Origin of the sequence: Lutibacter maritimus (assembly GCF_900116115.1) — a bacterium.
Taxonomy (GTDB): domain Bacteria; phylum Bacteroidota; class Bacteroidia; order Flavobacteriales; family Flavobacteriaceae; genus Lutibacter; species Lutibacter maritimus.
The window spans coordinates 134851-155923 of sequence record NZ_FOZP01000004.1 but is presented as its reverse complement, the minus strand read 5'-3'; the positions used below and the strand labels follow the sequence as shown (position 1 = coordinate 155923).

At 29.8% G+C, this 21073-nt stretch carries 18 protein-coding genes and 1 tRNA gene; 4 read left to right on the top strand and 15 right to left on the bottom strand.

The genetic code is table 11. From position 1 onward, the window contains the following. Positions 1 to 61: 61 nt before the first annotated feature. The 5 genes from BM335_RS07875 to tamL all read right to left on the bottom strand — a co-directional run bounded on the left by BM335_RS07875 (position 62) and on the right by tamL (position 7628). Positions 62 to 2296 carry a polyribonucleotide nucleotidyltransferase gene (locus BM335_RS07875; protein WP_090225162.1) on the bottom strand — a complete coding sequence of 745 codons (2235 nt, stop codon included), beginning with the start codon at positions 2294 to 2296 and terminating at the stop codon, positions 62 to 64. Positions 2297 to 2436: 140 nt separating this feature from the next. Beyond that, complete coding sequence (gene rpsO / locus BM335_RS07870; RefSeq protein WP_090225160.1) at positions 2437 to 2706, bottom strand: 30S ribosomal protein S15; 270 nt, start codon at positions 2704 to 2706, stop codon at positions 2437 to 2439. A gap of 297 nt (positions 2707 to 3003) precedes the next feature. Further along, complete coding sequence (gene accD / locus BM335_RS07865; protein ID WP_090225158.1) at positions 3004 to 3864, bottom strand: acetyl-CoA carboxylase, carboxyltransferase subunit beta; 861 nt, start codon at positions 3862 to 3864, stop codon at positions 3004 to 3006. A gap of 107 nt (positions 3865 to 3971) precedes the next feature. Then, positions 3972 to 5039, bottom strand: coding sequence for a class II fructose-bisphosphate aldolase (gene fbaA, locus BM335_RS07860; protein WP_090225156.1), 1068 nt, complete (start codon positions 5037 to 5039; stop codon positions 3972 to 3974). A gap of 114 nt (positions 5040 to 5153) precedes the next feature. Next, complete coding sequence (tamL, locus tag BM335_RS07855; protein ID WP_245780641.1) at positions 5154 to 7628, bottom strand: translocation and assembly module lipoprotein TamL; 2475 nt, start codon at positions 7626 to 7628, stop codon at positions 5154 to 5156. A 77-nt stretch (positions 7629 to 7705) separates the two neighbouring features. Here tamL and BM335_RS07850 point away from each other — a divergent pair, with 77 nt between their 5' ends. Then, positions 7706 to 8434: a TrmH family RNA methyltransferase gene (locus tag BM335_RS07850; RefSeq protein ID WP_090225152.1), complete on the top strand. Its 729-nt coding sequence runs from the start codon at positions 7706 to 7708 to the stop codon at positions 8432 to 8434. On the opposite strand, the gene porT is transcribed toward BM335_RS07850, so the two are convergent. From porT to BM335_RS07825, 5 genes are all read right to left on the bottom strand, one after another. After that, positions 8431 to 9123, bottom strand: coding sequence for a type IX secretion/gliding motility protein PorT/SprT (porT, locus tag BM335_RS07845; protein ID WP_090225149.1), 693 nt, complete (start codon positions 9121 to 9123; stop codon positions 8431 to 8433). The genes BM335_RS07850 and porT overlap by 4 nt on opposite strands. A gap of 3 nt (positions 9124 to 9126) precedes the next feature. Beyond that, complete coding sequence (gene ubiE / locus BM335_RS07840) at positions 9127 to 9855, bottom strand: bifunctional demethylmenaquinone methyltransferase/2-methoxy-6-polyprenyl-1,4-benzoquinol methylase UbiE (RefSeq protein ID WP_090225146.1); 729 nt, start codon at positions 9853 to 9855, stop codon at positions 9127 to 9129. Between the two features lie 6 nt (positions 9856 to 9861). Further along, a complete protein-coding gene (locus BM335_RS07835) occupies positions 9862 to 10758 on the bottom strand; it encodes a NifU family protein (protein ID WP_090225145.1) in 897 nt (298 codons plus the stop codon). Between the two features lie 103 nt (positions 10759 to 10861). Next, on the bottom strand, positions 10862 to 12211 hold the full coding sequence (locus BM335_RS07830; RefSeq protein ID WP_090225142.1) for an OmpP1/FadL family transporter: 1350 nt from the start codon (positions 12209 to 12211) through the stop codon (positions 10862 to 10864). Positions 12212 to 12236: 25 nt separating this feature from the next. Then, positions 12237 to 13454, bottom strand: coding sequence for a hypothetical protein (locus BM335_RS07825; protein WP_090225140.1), 1218 nt, complete (start codon positions 13452 to 13454; stop codon positions 12237 to 12239). 104 nt (positions 13455 to 13558) lie between these two features. Here BM335_RS07825 and proS point away from each other — a divergent pair, with 104 nt between their 5' ends. The 3 genes from proS (at position 13559) to rpsT (ending at position 15477) form a co-directional block, all read left to right on the top strand. Beyond that, positions 13559 to 15037 carry a proline--tRNA ligase gene (gene proS, locus BM335_RS07820; RefSeq protein WP_090225137.1) on the top strand — a complete coding sequence of 493 codons (1479 nt, stop codon included), beginning with the start codon at positions 13559 to 13561 and terminating at the stop codon, positions 15035 to 15037. A 91-nt stretch (positions 15038 to 15128) separates the two neighbouring features. Beyond that, positions 15129 to 15200, top strand: a tRNA-Glu gene (locus BM335_RS07815). Positions 15201 to 15225: 25 nt separating this feature from the next. After that, positions 15226 to 15477: a 30S ribosomal protein S20 gene (rpsT, locus tag BM335_RS07810; RefSeq protein WP_090225135.1), complete on the top strand. Its 252-nt coding sequence runs from the start codon at positions 15226 to 15228 to the stop codon at positions 15475 to 15477. A gap of 82 nt (positions 15478 to 15559) precedes the next feature. On the opposite strand, the gene rodA is transcribed toward rpsT, so the two are convergent. The 5 genes from rodA to BM335_RS07785 are packed head-to-tail and all read right to left on the bottom strand — an operon-like array spanning position 15560 to position 21061. Next, a complete protein-coding gene (gene rodA / locus BM335_RS07805; RefSeq protein ID WP_090225133.1) occupies positions 15560 to 16837 on the bottom strand; it encodes a rod shape-determining protein RodA in 1278 nt (425 codons plus the stop codon). Next, entirely contained in the window at positions 16834 to 18681 is a 1848-nt protein-coding gene (gene mrdA, locus BM335_RS07800; RefSeq protein ID WP_090225130.1) for a penicillin-binding protein 2, read from the bottom strand. The genes rodA and mrdA overlap by 4 nt, the downstream gene beginning before the upstream one ends. Then, the gene (gene mreD, locus BM335_RS07795) at positions 18681 to 19187 is read right to left on the bottom strand and encodes a rod shape-determining protein MreD (protein WP_090225128.1); all 507 of its coding nucleotides are present in this window, start codon (positions 19185 to 19187) and stop codon (positions 18681 to 18683) included. The genes mrdA and mreD overlap by 1 nt, the downstream gene beginning before the upstream one ends. Next, on the bottom strand, positions 19180 to 20013 hold the full coding sequence (gene mreC / locus BM335_RS07790; RefSeq protein ID WP_090225125.1) for a rod shape-determining protein MreC: 834 nt from the start codon (positions 20011 to 20013) through the stop codon (positions 19180 to 19182). Before mreC ends, mreD begins: the two co-directional genes overlap by 8 nt. A gap of 19 nt (positions 20014 to 20032) precedes the next feature. Next, positions 20033 to 21061: a rod shape-determining protein gene (locus BM335_RS07785; RefSeq protein ID WP_090225122.1), complete on the bottom strand. Its 1029-nt coding sequence runs from the start codon at positions 21059 to 21061 to the stop codon at positions 20033 to 20035. Positions 21062 to 21073 lie beyond the last annotated feature (12 nt).

Genomic DNA, 21073 nt, shown 5'->3' with positions numbered 1-21073 from the left:
TCTTTTATTTTTATGAAATAAAAAATGCTTTTCAATATTGAAAAGCATTTTTTGTAATATATTATTTTCTATCGTCTCTTGGTTTTCTATCTCTGTCGTTACCACGGTTATCTCTACCACGGTTATCACGTCCACCACCTCTTTTATCGTCTCTTGGAGGTCTTTCTACAAAGCCTTCAGGTTTTGGCAAAAGTGCTTTTCTTGAAACTTTATCTTTACGTGTTTTTGGATCTTTTCCAAAATATTTCACATCAAAAACATCACCCATATTTACAACATCAGTAACATTATCAGTACGTTCCCAAGCCAATTCAGAAATATGTAATAATACTTCATTTCCTGGAGCTTCTGTATATTCTACAACTGCACCAAAATCAAGCATTTTTATAACTTTAACTTCGTAAATACTACCAACTTCAGGTTTAAACATTAACGAGCTAATTTTTGCTAAAACAGCATCAATACCAGCTTGGTTAGTTCCTAAAATTTCAACAATTCCTTCAGTAGTAATTGGGTCTTCATTAATAACAATAGTACAACCTGTTTCTTTTTGTAATTCTTGAATTACTTTTCCACCAGGACCAATTAAAGCACCAATAAAATCGTTAGGAATAACTTTGGTTATCATTTTAGGCGAATGAGGTTTTACATCAGCATTTGGCTGTGCAATTGTTTCAGTAATTTTTCCTAAAATATGTAAACGACCTTCTCGAGCTTGTTTTAATGCTTTTACTAAGATTTCGTATGATAAACCTTTGATTTTGATATCCATTTGACAAGCGGTAATTCCGTCGGCAGTACCTGTAACTTTAAAGTCCATATCACCTAAATGATCTTCATCACCTAAAATATCAGATAAAACAGCATAACGATCACCGTCAGAAATTAATCCCATAGCAATACCAGATACCGGTTTTTTCATTTGTACACCTGCATCCATTAATGCCATTGTACCAGCACAAACTGTTGCCATTGAAGAAGAACCATTAGATTCTAAAACTTCAGATACAACTCTTACAGTGTAAGGGCAATCAGCTGGAATCATTCCTTTTAAAGCGCGTTGAGCTAAGTTTCCGTGACCTACTTCTCTACGTGAAGTTCCTCTTAAAGGACGAGCTTCACCTGTTGAAAAAGGAGGGAAGTTATAGTGTAAGTAAAACCTTTCTTCACCTTCAAAAGTAGCTGAATCTAAAATATTAGCATCTCTTGAAGTTCCTAAAGTTACTGTTGCTAATGCTTGAGTTTCTCCACGTGTAAATATTGAAGAACCGTGAGTTGAAGGTAAATAATCAACTTCGCACCAGATAGGACGAATTTCAGTAGTTTTTCTACCGTCTAAACGTAAGCCTTCTTCAAGGGTAAGGTTTCTTACAGCACTTTTTTCAGCTTTTGAATAATATTGAGATATTAAAGCTCCTTTTTCAGCTAATTCTTCTTCTGTAAAAGTTGCTTTAAATGCTTCTTTAATTTCTGCAAAAGCAGCACTACGTTCATGTTTAGCACTTCCGGCTTTAGCAATATCATATACTTTTTGGTAAGCAAAATCATGTGCTAATTTTTCTAAAGTTTCATCAGTAACAGCAGTTTCGTATTCACGCGTTTCTTTTTTACCAACAGCTTCAGCCAATGCAATTTGAGCAGCACATTGAACTTTTATAGCTTCGTGCGCAAATTTAATAGCATCTGCCATTTCTTCTTCGCTACACTCATCCATTTCACCTTCAACCATCATTACTGAATCTGCAGAGGCACCAACCATCATATCAATATCAGCATTAACTAATTGAGCTCTGCTTGGGTTGATAACAAATTCACCATTAATACGCGCAACACGTACTTCAGAAATTGGTGTTTCAAAAGGAATATCACTTAACATAATAGCTGCAGAAGCACCTATTCCAGCTAAAGCATCAGGCATTACATTAACGTCATGCGACATTAATTGTATCATAACTTGTGTTTCAGCATGGTAATCTTTTGGGAATAAAGGACGTAAAACACGATCAACTAAACGCATTGTCAATACTTCGTCATCACTTGGTCTTGCTTCTCTTTTAAAGAAACCTCCTGGGTATTTTCCAGCAGCAGCAAATTTTTCTCTGTAATCAACAGTTAAAGGTAAAAAGTCTACTCCTGGGCTAGCACTGTAGTTGGATACTACTGTACAAAGTAACATAGCGTTACCCATTCTTACAACAACCGATCCGTGCGCTTGTTTTGCTAATTTTCCTGTTTCTAATGAAATGGTTCTTCCATCTCCTAATTCAATAATTTGTGTATGTACCTTAGGTATCATAAATAAGTTTTAAAATTAATTAAACAATTGGTTTGTTGTTGTGTTGTGTGTTTACCAATGAAAAGTTTAATTTAAGCTTTCTTTTTTAGAATTAAAAAAATAAAAAAGAGGCAAAATTCGCCTCTTTTAAATAAAGAATATTATTTTCTTAATCCTAATTCCTGAATAATTTCACGATATCTTACAATATCAGTTTTAATTAAATAGTCTAGTAAATTTCTTCTTTTACCTACTAATTTTACTAATGAACGTTCAGTGTTGTAATCTTTACGATTTCTTTTTAAATGTTCAGTTAAGTGGTTAATTCTGTAAGTAAATAAGGCAATTTGACCTTCTGTAGAGCCAGTGTTTGTTGCTGATTCTCCGTGTTTTGCAAAAATTTCTGCTTTTTTTTCTTTTGTTAAGTACATGCTAACATTAATTTATTTTAATAATTTTTATGTAATGATGCAACTTCAAGTCGCTATCAGTCGGCAAATATACTACTATTATTTTGAAAAGCAATGAATTATAATAAGAACTTATTTTTTAGTAATATGTTGTTAGTAGTGTTTTAAAAATAATAAAAAGATGCTTTGCGTACTGTAAATTTGGAGATTGAAGTTGTGATAATGTTGTAATTTATACAAATGAAGCAGGCAAAGAAACTAAAAGTAGGTAGTACTTTATAAAAAAGAGCGCTAATTGCGCTCTTTTTTTATTATTTATTATTTTCTAACAGGTATGTTTTCAATTAAATCTATATATAAATTTATTTGTTTTTTTAAATTTTTACGTTCAATAATTTTATCTAAAAAGCCATGTTCTAGCACAAATTCTGAGCGTTGGAAACCTTCAGGTAAATCTTTTCCTGTTGTATCTTTTACAACTCTTGGTCCAGCAAATCCAATTAAAGCATCTGGTTCTGCAATATTAATATCTCCTAACATTGCGTATGAGGCGGTTGTTCCTCCAGTTGTTGGATCTGTACATAATGATATATATGGAATATTTGCATCAGCAAGTTGTGCTAATTTAGCAGATGTTTTAACCAGTTGCATTAATGAGTATGATGCTTCCATCATTCTTGCGCCACCAGATTTTGAAATCATTAAAAATGGAATTCTGTTTTTTATTGAATAATCAATTGCTCTGGCAATTTTTTCACCAACAACACTTCCCATTGAGCCTCCAATAAATGCAAAATCCATAGCAGCAATTACTAAGTCTTTTCCTAAAGATTTTCCAACAGCTGTTCTAACAGCATCGTTTAAGTTGGTTTTGGTATAGGCTTCTTTTAATCTTTCGGTATATTTTTTTGTGTCCGTAAAATTAAGAGGATCTTTTGATACCATATCTTTATCAAACTCTGTAAATTCATTGTTGTCAAAAAGAATTTCGAAATATTCAGCACTTCCAATTCGAACATGATATCCATCTTCTGGACTTACATAATAATTCTCTTTTAATTCGTCAGTATCAACAATTTTACCGCTTGGGGTTTTATACCATAAACCTTTTGGTACGTCTTTTTTCTTGTCTGTAGGTGTTTGAATTCCTTTATCTTTTCTTTTAAACCAAGATGACATATAAAATATTGTTTTAGTTGAATATAGTGGTGCAAATTACTAAAAAAAACAAAGAGAACATATAAAAATATATTCTCTTTGTTTAAAAATATGTGTAAATAATTGGTTTACAATGTATTTACATTGTTTAAATCTTTAAAAGCTTGTATTAATCTAGTTTTAAAAGTTAACTCACCTTCACGTACCCATTTTCTTGGATCGTACATTTTTTTGTTAGGCACATCAGCGCCTTCTGGGTTTCCAATTTGAGTTTTTAAATAGTCAATATTATTTACCATAAAATCTCTAATTCCTTCCATAAAAGCAAATTGTAAGTCGGTATCAATGTTCATTTTAATAACACCATAACCAATAGCTTCTCTAATTTCTTCTAATGAAGATCCAGAACCACCGTGGAATACAAAATCTACTGGATTTACACCTGTATTGTATTTTTCTTGAATGTATTTTTGTGAGTTATCTAAAATTTTAGGAGTTAATTTTACGTTTCCTGGTTTGTAAACTCCATGAACATTTCCAAAAGATGCAGCAATTGTAAAGTTATCACTTACTTTTTTAAGTTCAGTATAAGCATAAGCAACTTCTTCTGGTTGTGTATATAATTTTGAAGCATCAACATCAGAATTATCAACACCATCTTCTTCTCCGCCTGTAATTCCTAATTCTATTTCTAAAGTCATACCCATTTTACTCATTCTTTCAAGGTATGTTTTACATATTTCAATGTTTTCAGCTAATGGCTCTTCTGATAGGTCTATCATATGAGAACTAAATAGTGGCACTCCATTTTCTTTATAAAATTGCTCACCAGCATCTAATAATCCATCAATCCAAGGTAATAATTTTTTAGCGCAATGGTCTGTATGTAAAATTGCAACAACTCCATAAGCTTCCGCTAAAGTATGTACGTGTTTTGCACCAGCAATAGCACCAGCGATAGCTGCTTTTTCATTTGCATTTGATAATCCTTTTCCTGCGTTAAATTGCGCTCCACCATTTGAAAATTGAATAATTACTGGAGAATTTAATTCTTTTGCAGTTTCTAAAACGGCATTAATAGTATTTGATCCTATAACATTTACAGCTGGCAATGCGAATTTTTTAGCTTTTGCTAATTGAAAAATTTCTTGCACTTTGTTTCCTGTTGCAACTCCTGGTTTAATTGTGTGACTCATAATATATTAAGTATAATTTAGTTTTGATTTATGGAAACAAAATTAAGGAATAATTGGGTTAAATTAATGCTTGTAAAGAAAAAAAAACGAAAACGAAATAGTATTAGTGCTTATTTAAAAAGGATAACTTATACCAAAGTTGTACACATTATTAGTGAAATTTACGTGTTGAAACCATTTTTTCCCATTATCTAAATAAGGTTCGTAGGTTTTAAATCCAATATCTAATCGAAGTAATATAAAACTTAAATCGTATCTAATACCAAAGCCGGTTCCAACTGCAATATCTTTTAAAGAACTAAATCCGTTAAATTTGGCGTCACTTGAAACTACTGATGAATTGTTAATGTCCCAAATATTTCCGGCATCAATAAATAAAGCACCTTTTATGCTATTAATTACTTTAAAGCGATACTCTAAACTTGAAATAAATTTTAAATTTCCAACATTATATTCTAAACCACTTTTTGTGGATCCTGGACCTAAATCGTAAATTTTCCATGCTCTTAAATCGTTTGGACCACCAATAAAGTAACTTCTGCTAAATGGAATTGAACTGGAGTTTTTGTAAGGTATTGCAATGCCTAAAAAACTTCTGAATGCAATAACATTTTCTAAAGATACATTCCAAAACTTTTTATATTCTAAATCCGTTCTAATATATTGGGCAATTGGTGTTTTTAATAAGGTTTTTGTGCCATTTTCATCTCTTTCATTAGATAATAGTGTTGTTAAATTTCCTGAAGAAACCAATCTAGCTCTAAAAAACGAAAAGTCATTGTCTTTATAATTTTCACTATTGTTATATGTAAAAGTATATGCCGAAATAGGTACTAAAACATCTTCAGTAATAATGTTGTACCTGTTTTTTATATTTTGAATTATGCGATATTCGGTAGGATTTGATGATTCGAAATTAGAATCAATATTTGTATCTATAAAATTAATAACACCAGTAGTTTCTATGTTTTCATTAAAATAGGTGCTTGCAATTGATGAAATTTCATTGAATTCGGATTTGTAAATATTAAAGTATGAACTAACATTTAAATTTTTAATAAACTGTGCATTTACAATTTGAAAACTATGTTTTTTATTTTTTGATGACTCCCAAGTATAATCTATAATTCCAGTAAATTTTTGTTTATCTAAACCAATATTTTTTTGAAGGCTGGTTCCTAAAGTTAAAGTTGTTGAAGGAGCCATATTTTTTGGAATAATTGACTTTAATTTAAATGGTATAAAAAAACGTGGAATTTCTAAAGAAATATCACTACCAATTTCCCAAGCATTTAATAAACTACTCTGGTCTGCTGCATCTTTTGAGTCTAGAAACGAACCTTGAACGGAAAATTTTAAAATTTCAGCGCCTTTAAAAATATTTCTATTTAAAAATGATAATTTTCCTGAAACACCAAGTTGTCTAATATTGGAATGAGTAAGCTCAGTATTAAAACCAATTGAATATTTTTTTAAAGGTGTTAAAAAAATAGATGCATTAAGCATATCATCTTCAGTTTCTTCATATTTTATATCTACGGATCTGAAATTATTTAAACGTCTTAAATTTTTACGCGTTAATTCTCTTGTTTCATCTTTATAAATATCATTAGGCTGAATAAAAACCGAATTCAATAATAATTTTGGATTGTATTTTAAATTGTCAATGGCTAAAAAAGAGTATCCATTGTATTCTACTTTTGTTTTAATTGGCTCATCTTTGGTGTTGTAAGCATAGTCGGTGTAAATATTTACATCTTTTATTTTTTGAATTTTAAATGGCACACTAGCAATACTATCATTAATTATTAAAGTAATGTCTGATGAGTAATTGGTTTTAGTTGAGTCAGCTTCAAAAGTAATTGCATTTTTGTTAAATCTGTAAATTCCTGAATTTCTAAAAAGATTGGTAATTCTATTTTGCTCATCAATAAAAAACGATAATTTAAACTGTTTACCCGTTTTTAGTTCCGATTTTTCTTTGTAAAGATTGTAAATAGAGTCTAATACGGCAGATTCTATTGCAGTTGAAATGGTATCTAATGTATAAGGTTTGTCTGTGTTTATTAGGTAATTAATTGCAACTTTTTTATTTTTTATTTTATGTTCTTCGTATTCTACATTTACATTAAAATAACCTTCGTTATAATAATGTTGTGTTAAGTTTTCTACTGTTTGAATGGCCTTTTTAGCATCAAAAATTACAGGTGGTTCACCATTATTTAAAAACCATTGGTGTGTTCTATATTTAAAATCTCGAACACCTCTAGTTTGTTTTTCTGAAAAAATATTGGTGGTAAATTTATAAGAATTAGGATTTTCTGATTTCCATTTTTCAAAATCTGTTTCAAAATTTTTGTTTCCAATATTGTAAAAATAAAGCGGAAAAGGAATGCCTAAAACCAGCTGATTTGGGCGTTGAACAATATAATCTGTAATTTCAGTATTTACATTTTTTTTAGTATTTACAAAAACGGCGTTTTTTGTAAGTAATAATTCATTATCAGAAACATATTTTAATGTATTGCATGATGAAAAACTTAAAGTTAAACTTATTAAAATTAAAAATATTATAAAATTGTTTTTCAAAAAATAAGAGTTTAAATTTGTTTCAAATGTAAAACATTTCAAGGTATTAGCAAATTACAATTTTTACAATCAATTTAATGAGTTTAAGCAAAAATCAATTTAAATTAATAACGAGTTTAAAACAAAAAAAGTACAGATTAAAACATCATTTATTTATTGCCGAAGGAACTAAAGTAGTTGATGAGTTTTTGCATTCAAATTTTGAATTGGATCAGCTTTTTTGTGTAGATAGTTCTCCTTACTCAAATATTGAAAACTGTTATCTTGTTTCAGATGCAATTTTAAAAAAGATTAGCACCTTAAAAACACCTAACAATGTTGTTGCAATATTTAAAATTCCTAAAGTTCAAAAACTAAAAAATGATGGATTAATTTTAGTTTTAGATGGTGTTAATGATCCAGGTAATTTGGGTACTATTATTAGATTATGTGATTGGTTTGGTGTTGATCAATTAATTTGTTCAGAAAATACGGTAGATTGCTATAATACCAAAGTTGTGCAAGCAACAATGGGTTCATTAACAAGAGTGTCAATTGTTTATACTGCAATTGAAAATTATTTAAAAAACACGCAATTACCTATTTTTGCAACTTTAATGGGTAGTGAAAATGTTTATAAAAGTAATTTACCTAAAAGTGGAGTTCTAGTTATGGGTAATGAAGCTAACGGTATTAGTGAACAAATTTTAAATCTGACAAATAATGCAATTTCAATACCTCGTTTTGGAAATTTGCAGCAAACTGAAAGTTTAAATGTAGCTACAGCTACCGCAATTTTATTAAGTGAATTTAAACGTTTAACTTAATGAAAAGCTAATTTTAAAAAAATACCTCTTGTTCCAAAATAATCGATTGGTCCTGTCCAAGGACTGTTTGGGTTGTTGTCTCTAATCAATTCATCATTAATAGCAAAAACACCTCTTATAGAAGGAGAAAAAATAAAATAAGGTAAATAAATATCAATGCCTGCACCAATTTCATACATAAAGTTATTTTTTTTCATTCTAAATTCGCCATCATAATTATCATCAGGATTGTTTTGATTGCTAGAAAAATTATAATCGTAAGAAACTCCACCAACAATATAAGGTCTAATATTATTGTACCTATCTGTATTTAACTTTAACAATAATGGAACACGTAAATAGGTAGAGTTTACCTCTCTAACTCTATCTTTATCATCACCAATAATATGGTTAAAAGTTAGTGTTTTAGTATTGCTTGAAAGACCTGGTTCTAATCTGATTGATACATTTTCATGCAAACGTAAATTTCCAATTAATCCAACATTAAATCCAGCTGTTGAGGCTACTTCAACATTTACATTATCCGTTAAATAAGTAATTTTATAATCTTTTTTGTTAAAGCCTAAATAATAACCCCAAAATACTTTTTGTTTATCCCAATTTTGGTGGTACTCAACTCCTCTTCTTTTTTGAGCTTGTAGGCTGTTTATTGTAAAAATTAAAATTGTAATAGCAACAACTTTTCTCATATATTATTTTTTAGCGATATAAATTGAAGCAACTCCAAATGTTTGAGGTCTGTTTTCAACATTTATAAACCCATTTTTTAATAAAATATTGTTGAAGGCATCACCGAAAGGAAAAGAAGCCGCTGAATCGGATAAATATTTATAAGCTACTTTGTCTTTTGAAAATAATTTACCTATTGTAGGAAGTATTTTTGTTGAATAAAAATTGTAACCTTGTTTAAATGGAGTTTTTGTTGGTACCGAAGTTTCTAAAACTACAAATGTTCCGCCAGGTTTTAAAACTCTATAAATTTCCAATAAACCTTTATCTAAATTTTCAAAGTTACGAACGCCAAAGGCAACCGTAATAGCATCAAAAGAATTGTTTTCAAATGGAATATTTTCTGAATCACCAAAAACCATTTCAATGGTATTATTTAACTTTAATACTTCAATTTTTTTACGCCCAACTTGAAGCATACCTTCTGAAATATCTAAACCAATAATTTTTGTAGCATTGGTTTTTGCTAAATGAATGGCTAAATCACCAGTTCCAGTAGCTATATCTAAAATTGTTGAAGGATTAGTTTTTTTTATAATTTCAACTACTTTTTTTCTCCAAGAAACATCAATTCCAAATGAAATAACGCGGTTTAATCCATCGTATTCATTTGAAATAGTGTCGAACATTTTAGCAACTTGTTCTTTTTTTCCTAAGTCAGAGTTTTTATATGGTTTTACTTTTTCGGTCATAATTATTTAATAATTAACAGCAACAACTTCTTCAATTTTTCCAGGAATTAGTTGTTTTAGCATATTTTCTATTCCGTTTTTTAAAGTAATTGTTGATGATGGACAGCCACTACAAGCGCCTTGTAAAATTACATTTACAGTTTTAGAGTCTTGATTGTACGATTGGAATAAAATGTTTCCTCCATCTGCAGCAACAGCTGGACGAATATATTCATCTAAAATATTGATAATTTGAAGCGAAACATCGTCTAAATTTTCACTATTACTTGTGTTGTTAGTTATAGTTTTTGCTGGTTTTTCAGCAGTTGTATTTACAATTGTGTTTCCGTTAGCTATAAATTGTTTTATAAAACTTCTAACTTCTACAGTTACTTCACTCCATTCAACAATATCAAATTTAGTAATGGATACATAGTTTTCTGAAATAAAAACTTCTTTTGTAAAAGGGAAATTAAAAAGTTCAGTTGCTAGTGGAGAGTTTTTGGCTTCTTCAATATTTTTATACTCTACATCTGTTTCAACTAATTTTTTATTGGCTACAAATTTCAAAACTGAAGGGTTAGGAGTAACTTCAGCATATACTTCTACAGGTATTTTTTTTGAAACAATTTCTTCAGAAATAATAACGCCATTATTATTAATGTAGTTTTCTAATTGTTCTTTTACTTCTTCTTGTACATCGGCCCATTCAACAATTGAGAAACGTTCAATTGCTATAAAATTTGCAGAAATAAATACGCGTTTTACAAATGGTAAATGAAATAATTGTTGAGCTAATGGTGAATTTTTAGCTTCATCAATATTATTAAAATCATAACTACCACTTGTTAAAATATTGTTTGATGAAAATTTTAAAATAGTGTCTGAATTAGTTTTTTCTATATATAAGGTAATTGCTTTCATTTAATTAAATTTTGTGCAAAAGTACTAAAACTTGTTTAGCAAATGTGTTAATAATAAAAAAACGCCTCAATATTGAGGCGTTTTCAGTAAATAAATTTTGAGGTTATATATTTAAAACCAATGTTGCTGTAAATCTTGATGTGTCAATATCTAATTCAGCATTGTTAATTTGGTTATTATTTGGATAAAAATTATAAGGTGCAGTATTTGTTGAATTTAAATACGAAAAATCTACTCTTCCGCCTCTAAATTTAAACCCAGCACCTAATGAAAATCCTTCGATATCATCAGATTGATATGCGTTTTTGTAAGGATTTTTTTCATAATGATAGCCACCTCTAAAAGAAAAAGCATCAACTCTCCATTCTGTTCCAAGTCTTAATTCTGTAGCGTTTTCTAAATCATTTTTAAATCCTTGATTTTCGGCTGTAAAATTACCGTTACTTAGTTTAATATTGCTGTAGTTTTTATAAATATAATCTAAACTAATTAAACCAGATTTGTTAAATATATACGCAACGCTACCTGTTAGTTTTGATGGAGTTTTTAATCTATAATCAAAACCATTAGTGCCAGAATATGTATCATCTATTGAAAATTGATCGGTAATGTTTGTATTGTTTTCAAATATTATGGCATCATATTCTAAAAATTCTTCTGCAAGTGAGTACCAAATTGGTGATTGAAATGCTAAACCTAAACGAACATTGTCATTTGGTTTTGATATAATTCCTAAATTGAAAGAAATTCCATCACCATAGGTTAATAATTCTTGATTTTGAGAAACGTCAAAAGTATTTTGATTACCATCATTATTGTATTCTTCAGTTAAAACACGTTGATAATGGTCAATATTATATGTGCTTAAAGAAAAACCAAGCATTAAATTATTGTTATATTCTGAAGCAAATGTAAAAGTGTATTTTTCATTTTTTCCATCTGTATAATTTTCAAAATAATGACCATCAGAGTTTAAATAAACCACATCAGGATCATAAAAATCTGTAATAGGAGCGTAACCACTATTACCTTTTGCTGTCCACGAGTTATTAAAATCATTCGTAACCGCATAATTAAAACCTAATGCAAATTTTCCCCAACCAGAATTGTCATTAGTTGTAAAAATCATTACACCACCTGCTTGAGATAAATCTAAAAATTCATTTTCACTATTTTGGTTTAAACCATAAAAGCTAGCATTAGTTTTAATGGTTTTGTTATATAATGAAAGTGCAACCTCACTTTTTGAGAAAACTACTGCACCCGCCGGATTTACATCAATGGCAGACATATCACCACCTAAAGCACCAAAAGCTCCACTCATTGCATTGAACCTTGCAGTTCCATTTATAGTCTCTTTTGAAAATAATTCGCCTATGTCGTTGTATGATAATGTTTGCGCATTTGAAAAATAGGCAGTAAAAATTACCATTGCTAAAAATAATTTTTTCATAATGTATAAAATTGTAATGAGGTTATTAATTTCTTCTAGAGCTACTTCTTGTAGAAGAATTTTCTGAATATCCACTACTTGATGCTCTTGATGAATTAGCACTAGATGATCTTATTGTAGAATCAGATCGACTTCTGGTTGAACTACTATTATTGTTTGAGCTTGATGAGCTACTTCTAGTATAATTACTATTGTTGTTAGAACTAGAAGAATTGTTTCTGGTTGAACTACTATTATTGTTAGAACTTGAAGAACTTCTTCTAGTTGTAGGATAGTTAGTATTATTGGAACTCGAATTTGTTGATCTTCTAATTATATAACCATTGTTAGAAGATTCTATTCTATTATTCCCAGTTCTAAAGTAATCTCTATTTCTAGTGTTAGTACCTGATGATCTTGTTGTAGAATTTATATTTCTTTGAATTGTACCGTTTGATCTTGTAGAAGATCTTGTTGATGAACTTCTGTCAATTACTGTATTACTTGAAGATCTTCTTGTTCCATTATAAGTGGAGTTTGAAGAATTATAAGGCGTTCTTCTTGTGCTGCTAACAGTTCTTTGAGATGAGGATGATGTAGTGTTTCTTCCGTTAGAAACATAGGAACTTCTTTTTCCGTAACTATCAAATTTATTATAGTAGCCGTTATTATACGAGTAATTGTAATAACCTCCGTACCGAGGGTAAAAATAACTTCTGTAATAATTGTTATAACCGTAATAGCCGTAATATCCGCCATAACTGTACGGGAAATATCCGCCTAAATCATAATAGAATGGAGAATAGTATCTATAACGCCAAGGATTGTAGTACTGTGAATAATAATAATCATGATAATCATAGTAAAACGGATTATAACCAAATCCAAAACCGCTATAACCATTGTTAATGGAAATGGTTACATCATTTGTGTATTCCCACGGAGCGTTATAATCAGCGTCATAATCACCTTCATCATCATTATAATATCCATCATAATATTCATCTACATTTGTTAATATGTCAGAATTATCTAGTTCTTCCATTTTTTCAAGCTGACGTTTGAAGTAAGTTTTGTCAAATTCATCTTCATCCACAATAACAATATCTTCACTATTTTGAACATTGGTGTTGGAAGTGTAAATTCCGTCATCATCATAATTGTAAGCACTTTGGTAGGTGCCACATGAATATAAAGTGCCTAATAAAACAACTAAAGTGCTTATTTGGGCATATTTTTTGGTAAATAAATTTGAAACTTCCATAATCAGTTGAAATTTTTGTTGTTGAACTATTAAAAAAAACTAATTTTGTCGAAATTAGCATTTTTATTATAAAAAGGTGCAATATTTGTGCCAAACTTTTGATTATGAGTAAGAATTTAACAAAGCGAGAAATAGATTATTCCAAGTGGTATAATGAGTTGGTTGTAAAGGCAGATTTAGCTGAAAATTCAGCAGTTAGAGGTTGTATGGTTATTAAGCCCTATGGTTATGCTATTTGGGAAAAAATGCAAGCTCAGTTAGATAAAATGTTTAAAGAAACAGGCCATGAAAATGCTTACTTTCCATTGTTTGTGCCTAAAAGTTTATTTGAAGCTGAAGAAAAAAACGCCGAAGGTTTTGCTAAAGAATGCGCAGTTGTAACACATTATAGATTGCAAAATGATCCTGATAATCCAGGAAAACTACGCGTAGATCCAACTGCCAAATTAGAGGAAGAACTTGTTGTTCGCCCTACTTCAGAAGCAATAATATGGAATACATATAGAGGATGGATTCAATCATATAGAGATTTACCATTATTAATAAATCAGTGGGCAAACGTAGTGCGTTGGGAAATGCGTACACGCTTATTTTTAAGAACGGCCGAGTTTTTATGGCAAGAAGGACATACAGCTCATGCAACTAAAAGTGAAGCTATTACAGAAGCAATGTTAATGCAAAAAGTATATGCTGAGTTTGCAGAAGGCTTTATGGCAATGCCAGTTATAAAAGGATCAAAATCTGAAAGTGAACGATTTGCAGGTGCAGATGAAACTTTTACAATTGAAGCTTTAATGCAAGATGGAAAAGCATTACAAGCAGGTACATCACATTTTTTAGGGCAAAATTTTGCAAAAGCTTTTGATGTAAAATATACATCTAAAGAAGGAAAACAAGAATATGTATGGGCAACCTCTTGGGGAGTTTCTACCAGGTTAATTGGAGGTTTAATAATGACACATTCAGATGATTTTGGGTTGGTACTACCTCCAAAATTAGCTCCAATACAAGTGGTTATTGTTCCTATTTATAAAGGTGATGATCAATTAGAAGCAATTTCAGAAAGAGTTGAAGTTTTTGTAAAAGGATTGCGCGCAAAAGGAATTTCGGTAAAATATGATGATAGAGATACTTTTAGACCTGGTGCAAAGTTTGCAGAATATGAATTAAAAGGAGTTCCAATTAGAATTGCAATTGGAAGTAGAGATTTAGAAAATAACACTATTGAAGTTGCTAGAAGAGATACTTTAGAAAAAGAAACTGTATCACAAGACGCCATTGTTGATTATGTTTCTGTATTATTAGATAAAATTCAAACTAATTTATTTGATAGAGCTGTTGAGTATAGAAATGAACACACAACTGAAGTGGATACCTTTGAAGAATTTAAGCAAGCATTAGAAACAAAAGGAGGTTTTGTTTCAGCACATTGGGATGGAACTGCAGAAACTGAAGAAAAAATTAAAGAATTAACCAAAGCTACCATTAGATGTATACCTTTAGATGGTAAAATTGAAGAAGGGAAATGTGTATTTTCAGGACAAAAATCGAGTCAAAGAGTATTATTTGCAAAAGCTTATTAATTTTTTAAAAAAAAATTTTGTGGATTGAAAAATAGTTGTATTTTTGCATCCGCAATAACGAAATAATAGTGTTGTTGTAAACAAATAAAATGGTCCGTTCGTCTAGGGGTTAGGACGCCAGGTTTTCATCCTGGTAACAGGGGTTCGATTCCCCTACGGACTACAAAAAATTTAATACAAAATTTATAATGGCAAATCATAAGTCAGCATTAAAAAGAATTAGAAGCAATCGCGCTAAGCAATTAAGAAATAAGTATCAGCATAAAACTACTCGTAATGCTGTTAGAGATTTGCGTGCGGCTACAGAGAAGAAAGAGGCTGAGGAATTATTTCCTAAAGTAATTGCTATGGTAGATAAATTAGCAAAGAAAAATATTATTCACAAGAATAAAGCGAGTAATTTAAAATCTAAATTAACTAAGCACGTTGCTGCATTATAATTTAGTGTTAAATAAAGATTTGAAAGCATCCTAAAAGGATGCTTTTTTTTGTTTAATATGTATGTGAAATTAGTTTTTTTAATTACCACTCATAAATTCTGTTAGCATCTAACTTAATAAATATAAAAAGTAATACTGTGAATCCCCAAAGCGCAGATCCTCCATAGCTAAAAAAGGGAAGTGGAATTCCAATAGTTGGCAGTAAACCTAGAACCATTCCAATATTTATTGTAAAATGAGTAAAAAATATGGCTGCAATGCTGTAACCATATACTCTACTAAATTTTGATTTCTGACGTTCTGCAATTTGAATAATTCGTAAAATAAATAGTACAAATAAAATAATAACAATTGAACTTCCTAAAAATCCCCATTCTTCACCAACGGTTGTAAAAATGTAATCTGTTTGTTGCTCTGGTACAAAATCTCCTTTGGTACGTTCTCCTTCTAAAAATCCTTTTCCAAAAAAACCGCCGTTTGCGATGGTTGTAACTGATTGATTTGTATTGTAACCTATACTTTTAGTGTCGGCTGTTTTTCCTAATAAAATATTGAATCGATCTCTGTGGCGTTGCTCAAATACTTGATTAAAAACAAAGTCGATGCTAAATATAAATAAGGCAGACATTATGTATATACCTATAATTTTTAACCAACCTCTTTTAAAAGCTCTTTTTCTATAAAAATAAAAGTAAATTAAAATTAAAAAGAATAAAACTAAAGATGCAATAAGGGTTATAAAATACCCAAATATAAGTGTTGAAATAAATAAAATAAGTGCAGTAATACCTACTGTAATAAAATAAAAGGGTAACCCTTCTCTATATAATACAAAGATAAAAGCACCATACACTAATGCCGATCCTGGATCTGGTTGTAAAGTAATTAATATTGCTGGAAAAAATAATATTAAAATAGATTGAATTTGGGTTTCAAGGTTTTTTAAGTTAAACATTTTTTCACTTACTAATTTTGCCATTGCTAGGGCAGTAGTGGCTTTAACAAACTCTGAGGGTTGTAAGCTAAAAATACCAAATCCATACCATGAAGTGGCTCCATTTATGTTTTTTCCAAACACAAAAAGTCCTAATAAAGATATAAGCGAAGTGACATAAATAATTGAAGCGTATTTTTCATACATTTTAGCATCAAACATTAAAATAAGTAAAATAATAGGTACACTTAAGCCAATCCAAATTATTTGCTTTCCATATTCTGAAGATAAGTTTATTATTTCATATTCATCTTCAGTAACTGTAGCTGCATAAATATTTAACCATCCTAAAAATATTAGGATGAAATAGAATAACACCAATAACCAATCAATTCCTAAAAAAATATTGTTTTTTTTACTTCTCAATGTCTTAAATTTCCTTGTATTTGTTTATTATATTCTTCTTGAATGCTTCCATTAAACATTCGTTCCTCAACTAATGGTCTGTTTGTTTTACCTTTTAAATAGTTTTCAATCATTAATGTAGCAATTGGTCCTGCCCAACGAGATCCCCAATACCCATTTTCAACAAAAACTGCAATGGCAATTTTAGGGTTATCTTTTGGTGCAAATGCAATAAATATAGAATGGTCTTGCCCGTGAGGATTTTCGGCTGTTCCAGTTTTTCCGCAAATATCAATTCCTTCAACTTTTGACCAATGGGCTGTTCCTCTTGGATTATCAACTACATTAAATAAACCTTCAATAACTGGCTCAAAATATTTTTTATCAATAGTGGTATAATTAGGCGTTGTAAATTTTTTATCTAAAGGAACTCCTTCTATATGTTTTGCAATATGAGGTGTAAAATAAAAACCTCTATTAGCAACTGTTGCAGTCATATTTGCCAATTGAATAGGCGTTGTTAAAACTTCACCTTGACCAATTGCATTTGATATGGTTGCTGTAGCGCGCCATCTGCCATTTGGATACACTCTGTTGTAGTAATCACCATCAGGAATGTTTCCTTTTTGACCAACTGCTAAATCATTATTTAAATAATTTCCTAATCCAAAACTTTCTACATGTTTGTTCCAAACGTTCATTCCTTCGTAAGGAGTTTTATATTTTTCAATAACTTTTCTGTAGGCATTAGAAAAATAGCTATTACAAGATCTGTAAATTGCTACATTTAAATCAATTGGATATCCTGTTTCGCAGTGACATTTCATAAAAGAACCAGCTCCAGATCCATATTTGTAACCACCATGGCAAGTTGTAGTTGTATAAGGCGTTATTACATTTTCTTGAAGAGCTGTTAGTGCTGAAATTATTTTAAAAGGTGAACCTGGAGGATATTGTGCTTGTAAACCTCTATCTAAAAGTGGTCTGCTAATACTATCTAAATATAATTTTGTGAAATTAGCAGATCGTTCTCTTCCAACCATTAAATTAGGATCATAAGTTGGCATTGAAATTAATGCTAAAATTTCTCCTGAACTTGGTTCTATAGCAACTATTCCGCCTCTTTTATTAGCCATTAAGGCTTCGCCATATTGTTGTAATTTACTATCAATTGTTAAAGTGATATCTTTACCAGGAACAGGTAAGGTATCAAAAACACCATTTTTAAATGATCCAATTTCTTTATTAAACCTGTTTCTTTGAATGTATTTTACACCTTTGGTTCCTCTTAATACTTCTTCATAGGTTTTTTCAATTCCGGCAGTACCAATTAATTCTCCTATTTGATAATACGGATTTTTGGCAATTAAACCTTCATTTACTTCGCTAATATATCCTAAAACGTTTGGTGCTGATTTTACAGGATATTCTCTGATTGACCTTTTTTGGATATAAAAACCTTTATACTTATACATTTTTTCTTGAAGAAATGCATAATCAGTTTTAGAAAGTTGTGCTAAAAAAATAGAAGGAATTCTGGTGGAATATCTTATAGCCTTTTCAGTTTTTTTTATCAAATCTTCTTTTGTAATTTTAAGTAAATTGCAAAATTCTAAAGTATCTAAATGTTTTACTTCATTAGGTACAATCATAATATCATATGATGCCTGATTTGCTACTAATAAAATACCATTTCTATCATAAATATAACCTCGTTCAGGATAATCATATACAACTTTAACCGCAGAACTATTTAACGTGGGAATATTATAATCATTCTCTAATAATTGCAAATAGAATAAACGTGCAATATATATTACACTTATTAAAATAACTGAAAACGATAAAAGATTAAATCTTTTCATTATTTCTTTTTTGTAAATAAAATGATTCCTAAAACACTTAAAATTATAGTAAATATTCCAGTTAATATCGTATTATACATAATTGATGTTATAGCATTAAAACTAAAATATTCTAAACTAAAAACTATGAAATGATGAATTAAAGTAAGTATGGTGATAAACGATAAAGCTTTAATAAATGCAATACTTCTTATATTAAAAAGTAGGTAATCAAAATCTGATTTTCCTAAAACTGTATTTAATATTGGAAGCCTAATGTAAGCAATAAAAAGTGTAGCTGCTGCGTGAATTCCTCCCGAATCTAAAAAAAAATCAACACTTAAACCTAATAAAAAACTAAGGAACAATATTGCAGATTTATTTTTTTTAATTGGAAAAAGCAATACCCAAACAATGTATAACAAAGGATTAATAAAGCCAAATAAATTTACATGGTTTAAAATTAAAACTTGTAAAAGTAATAGGCCAATAAATCGGATGCTATTATTTAATACCACGTTATTCATTATTAGATTTTTCTTCTAAATTTAGTTGTTCTTCTTTTTGAAGATTTTTTACAATTTGTACCTGACCAATTGCACTCATATCATTAAATAATTTCACATTTATTTGATGATATTGATGATTTTTTATTACAATAGTATGTATAGTTCCAACACTTATTCCTTCAGGAAAAATAGCCGATTTTCCTCCTGTAATTATAGTATCTCCTTTTTTTAATTTTGCTTGCCTAGGAAAATCAATTATCTGTACAAAATTATAATCATTTCCATTCCAAATTAACGAACCAAAATGATTGCTATTTTTTAACCGTACATTTATTTTAGAATTGCTATTTAAAATAGAAAGTACCGTTGCAAATTTTGGAGAAACATTTTTAACAACTCCAATTATTCCTTTACTATTAACAACGCCTAATTCTGGAGAAATACCGTTATTTGTGCCTTTATTTATGGTTAAATAATTGTTTCTTTTAACAAAATTATTATTGATAACTTTAGCAACTGTATACTCATATTTCTGAATATTATGTGTGGTGGTATCTATTACTGTATAAATACTATCATTTTTAGCTGTTTGAATTATTTCGAGCTGATTTTTTAAATGCGCATTTTCTTCATTTAAAAGTTGATTTTCAGTTTTTAAATGAAAATACTCATTTATAGAATTTACCTTATTGTATAATCCACCACTAATAAAATTAGCAGAATTCACAAACTTACTTTGATGATAGGAGTGGTGCTGAATGGTAAAATAAAAAGCTAAAATTTCTAACAGAATAAACAGCAGAAAGTATCTATATTTTCTGATAAAATAAATTAAATGCTGCATATTAGGTGTTGGAAGTTTACTATTTCATTAATACATTTTTGAATTTTTCAAGATCTTTTAAGGCAATTCCTGTTCCTCTAACAACAGCTCTTAGCGGATCTTCCGCAACGTAAACTGGTAAGTCAGTTTTTCTAGATAAACGTTTATCTAACCCTCTAAGCATTGATCCTCCACCAGCTAAATATATTCCAGTATTGTAAATGTCAGCGGCTAATTCAGGAGGTGTTTTTGATAAAGTTTCCATAACGGCATCTTCAATTCTTAAAATAGATTTATCTAATGCTTTTGCAATTTCTCTAAATGAAACCTGAACTTGTTTTGGTTTTCCGCTTAATAAATCTCTTCCTTGTACTAACATATCTTCTGGTGGTGTTTCCAAATCTTCGGTAGCAGCACCAATTTGAATTTTAATTTTTTCAGCAGTACGTTCACCAACATATAAATTGTGTTGTGTACGCATATAATATGCAATGTCACCAGTAAAAACGTCGCCAGCAACTTTTACAGATTTGTCGCAAACAATTCCGCCAAGTGCAATAACTGCAATTTCTGTTGTACCTCCTCCAATATCAATAATCATATTGCCTTTTGGTTGCATAATATCAATACCAATACCAATTGCAGCAGCCATTGGCTCATGAATTAGATAAATTTCTTTGGCATTCATATGTTCTGCAGAATCTATGACGGCACGTTTTTCTACTTCTGTAATTCCAGATGGAATACAAATAACTAAACGTAGTGAAGGTGTAAAAAAACGTTTTTTTATGTTCGGTATATTTTTAATAAACTCTTTTATCATTAACTCCGAAGCCTCAAAATCTGCAATTACACCGTCTTTTAAAGGGCGAATAGTTTTTATATTCTCATGAGTTTTTCCTTGCATTAAACTGGCCTTTTTACCAACTGCAATAATTTTGCCTGTATTTCTATCTCTTGCAACAATTGAAGGAGCATCAACAACTACCTTACCATCATGTATTATTAAGGTGTTCGCTGTACCTAAATCCATGGCAATATCTTCAGTCATAAAGTCGAAAAAACCCATATATTTTACTTT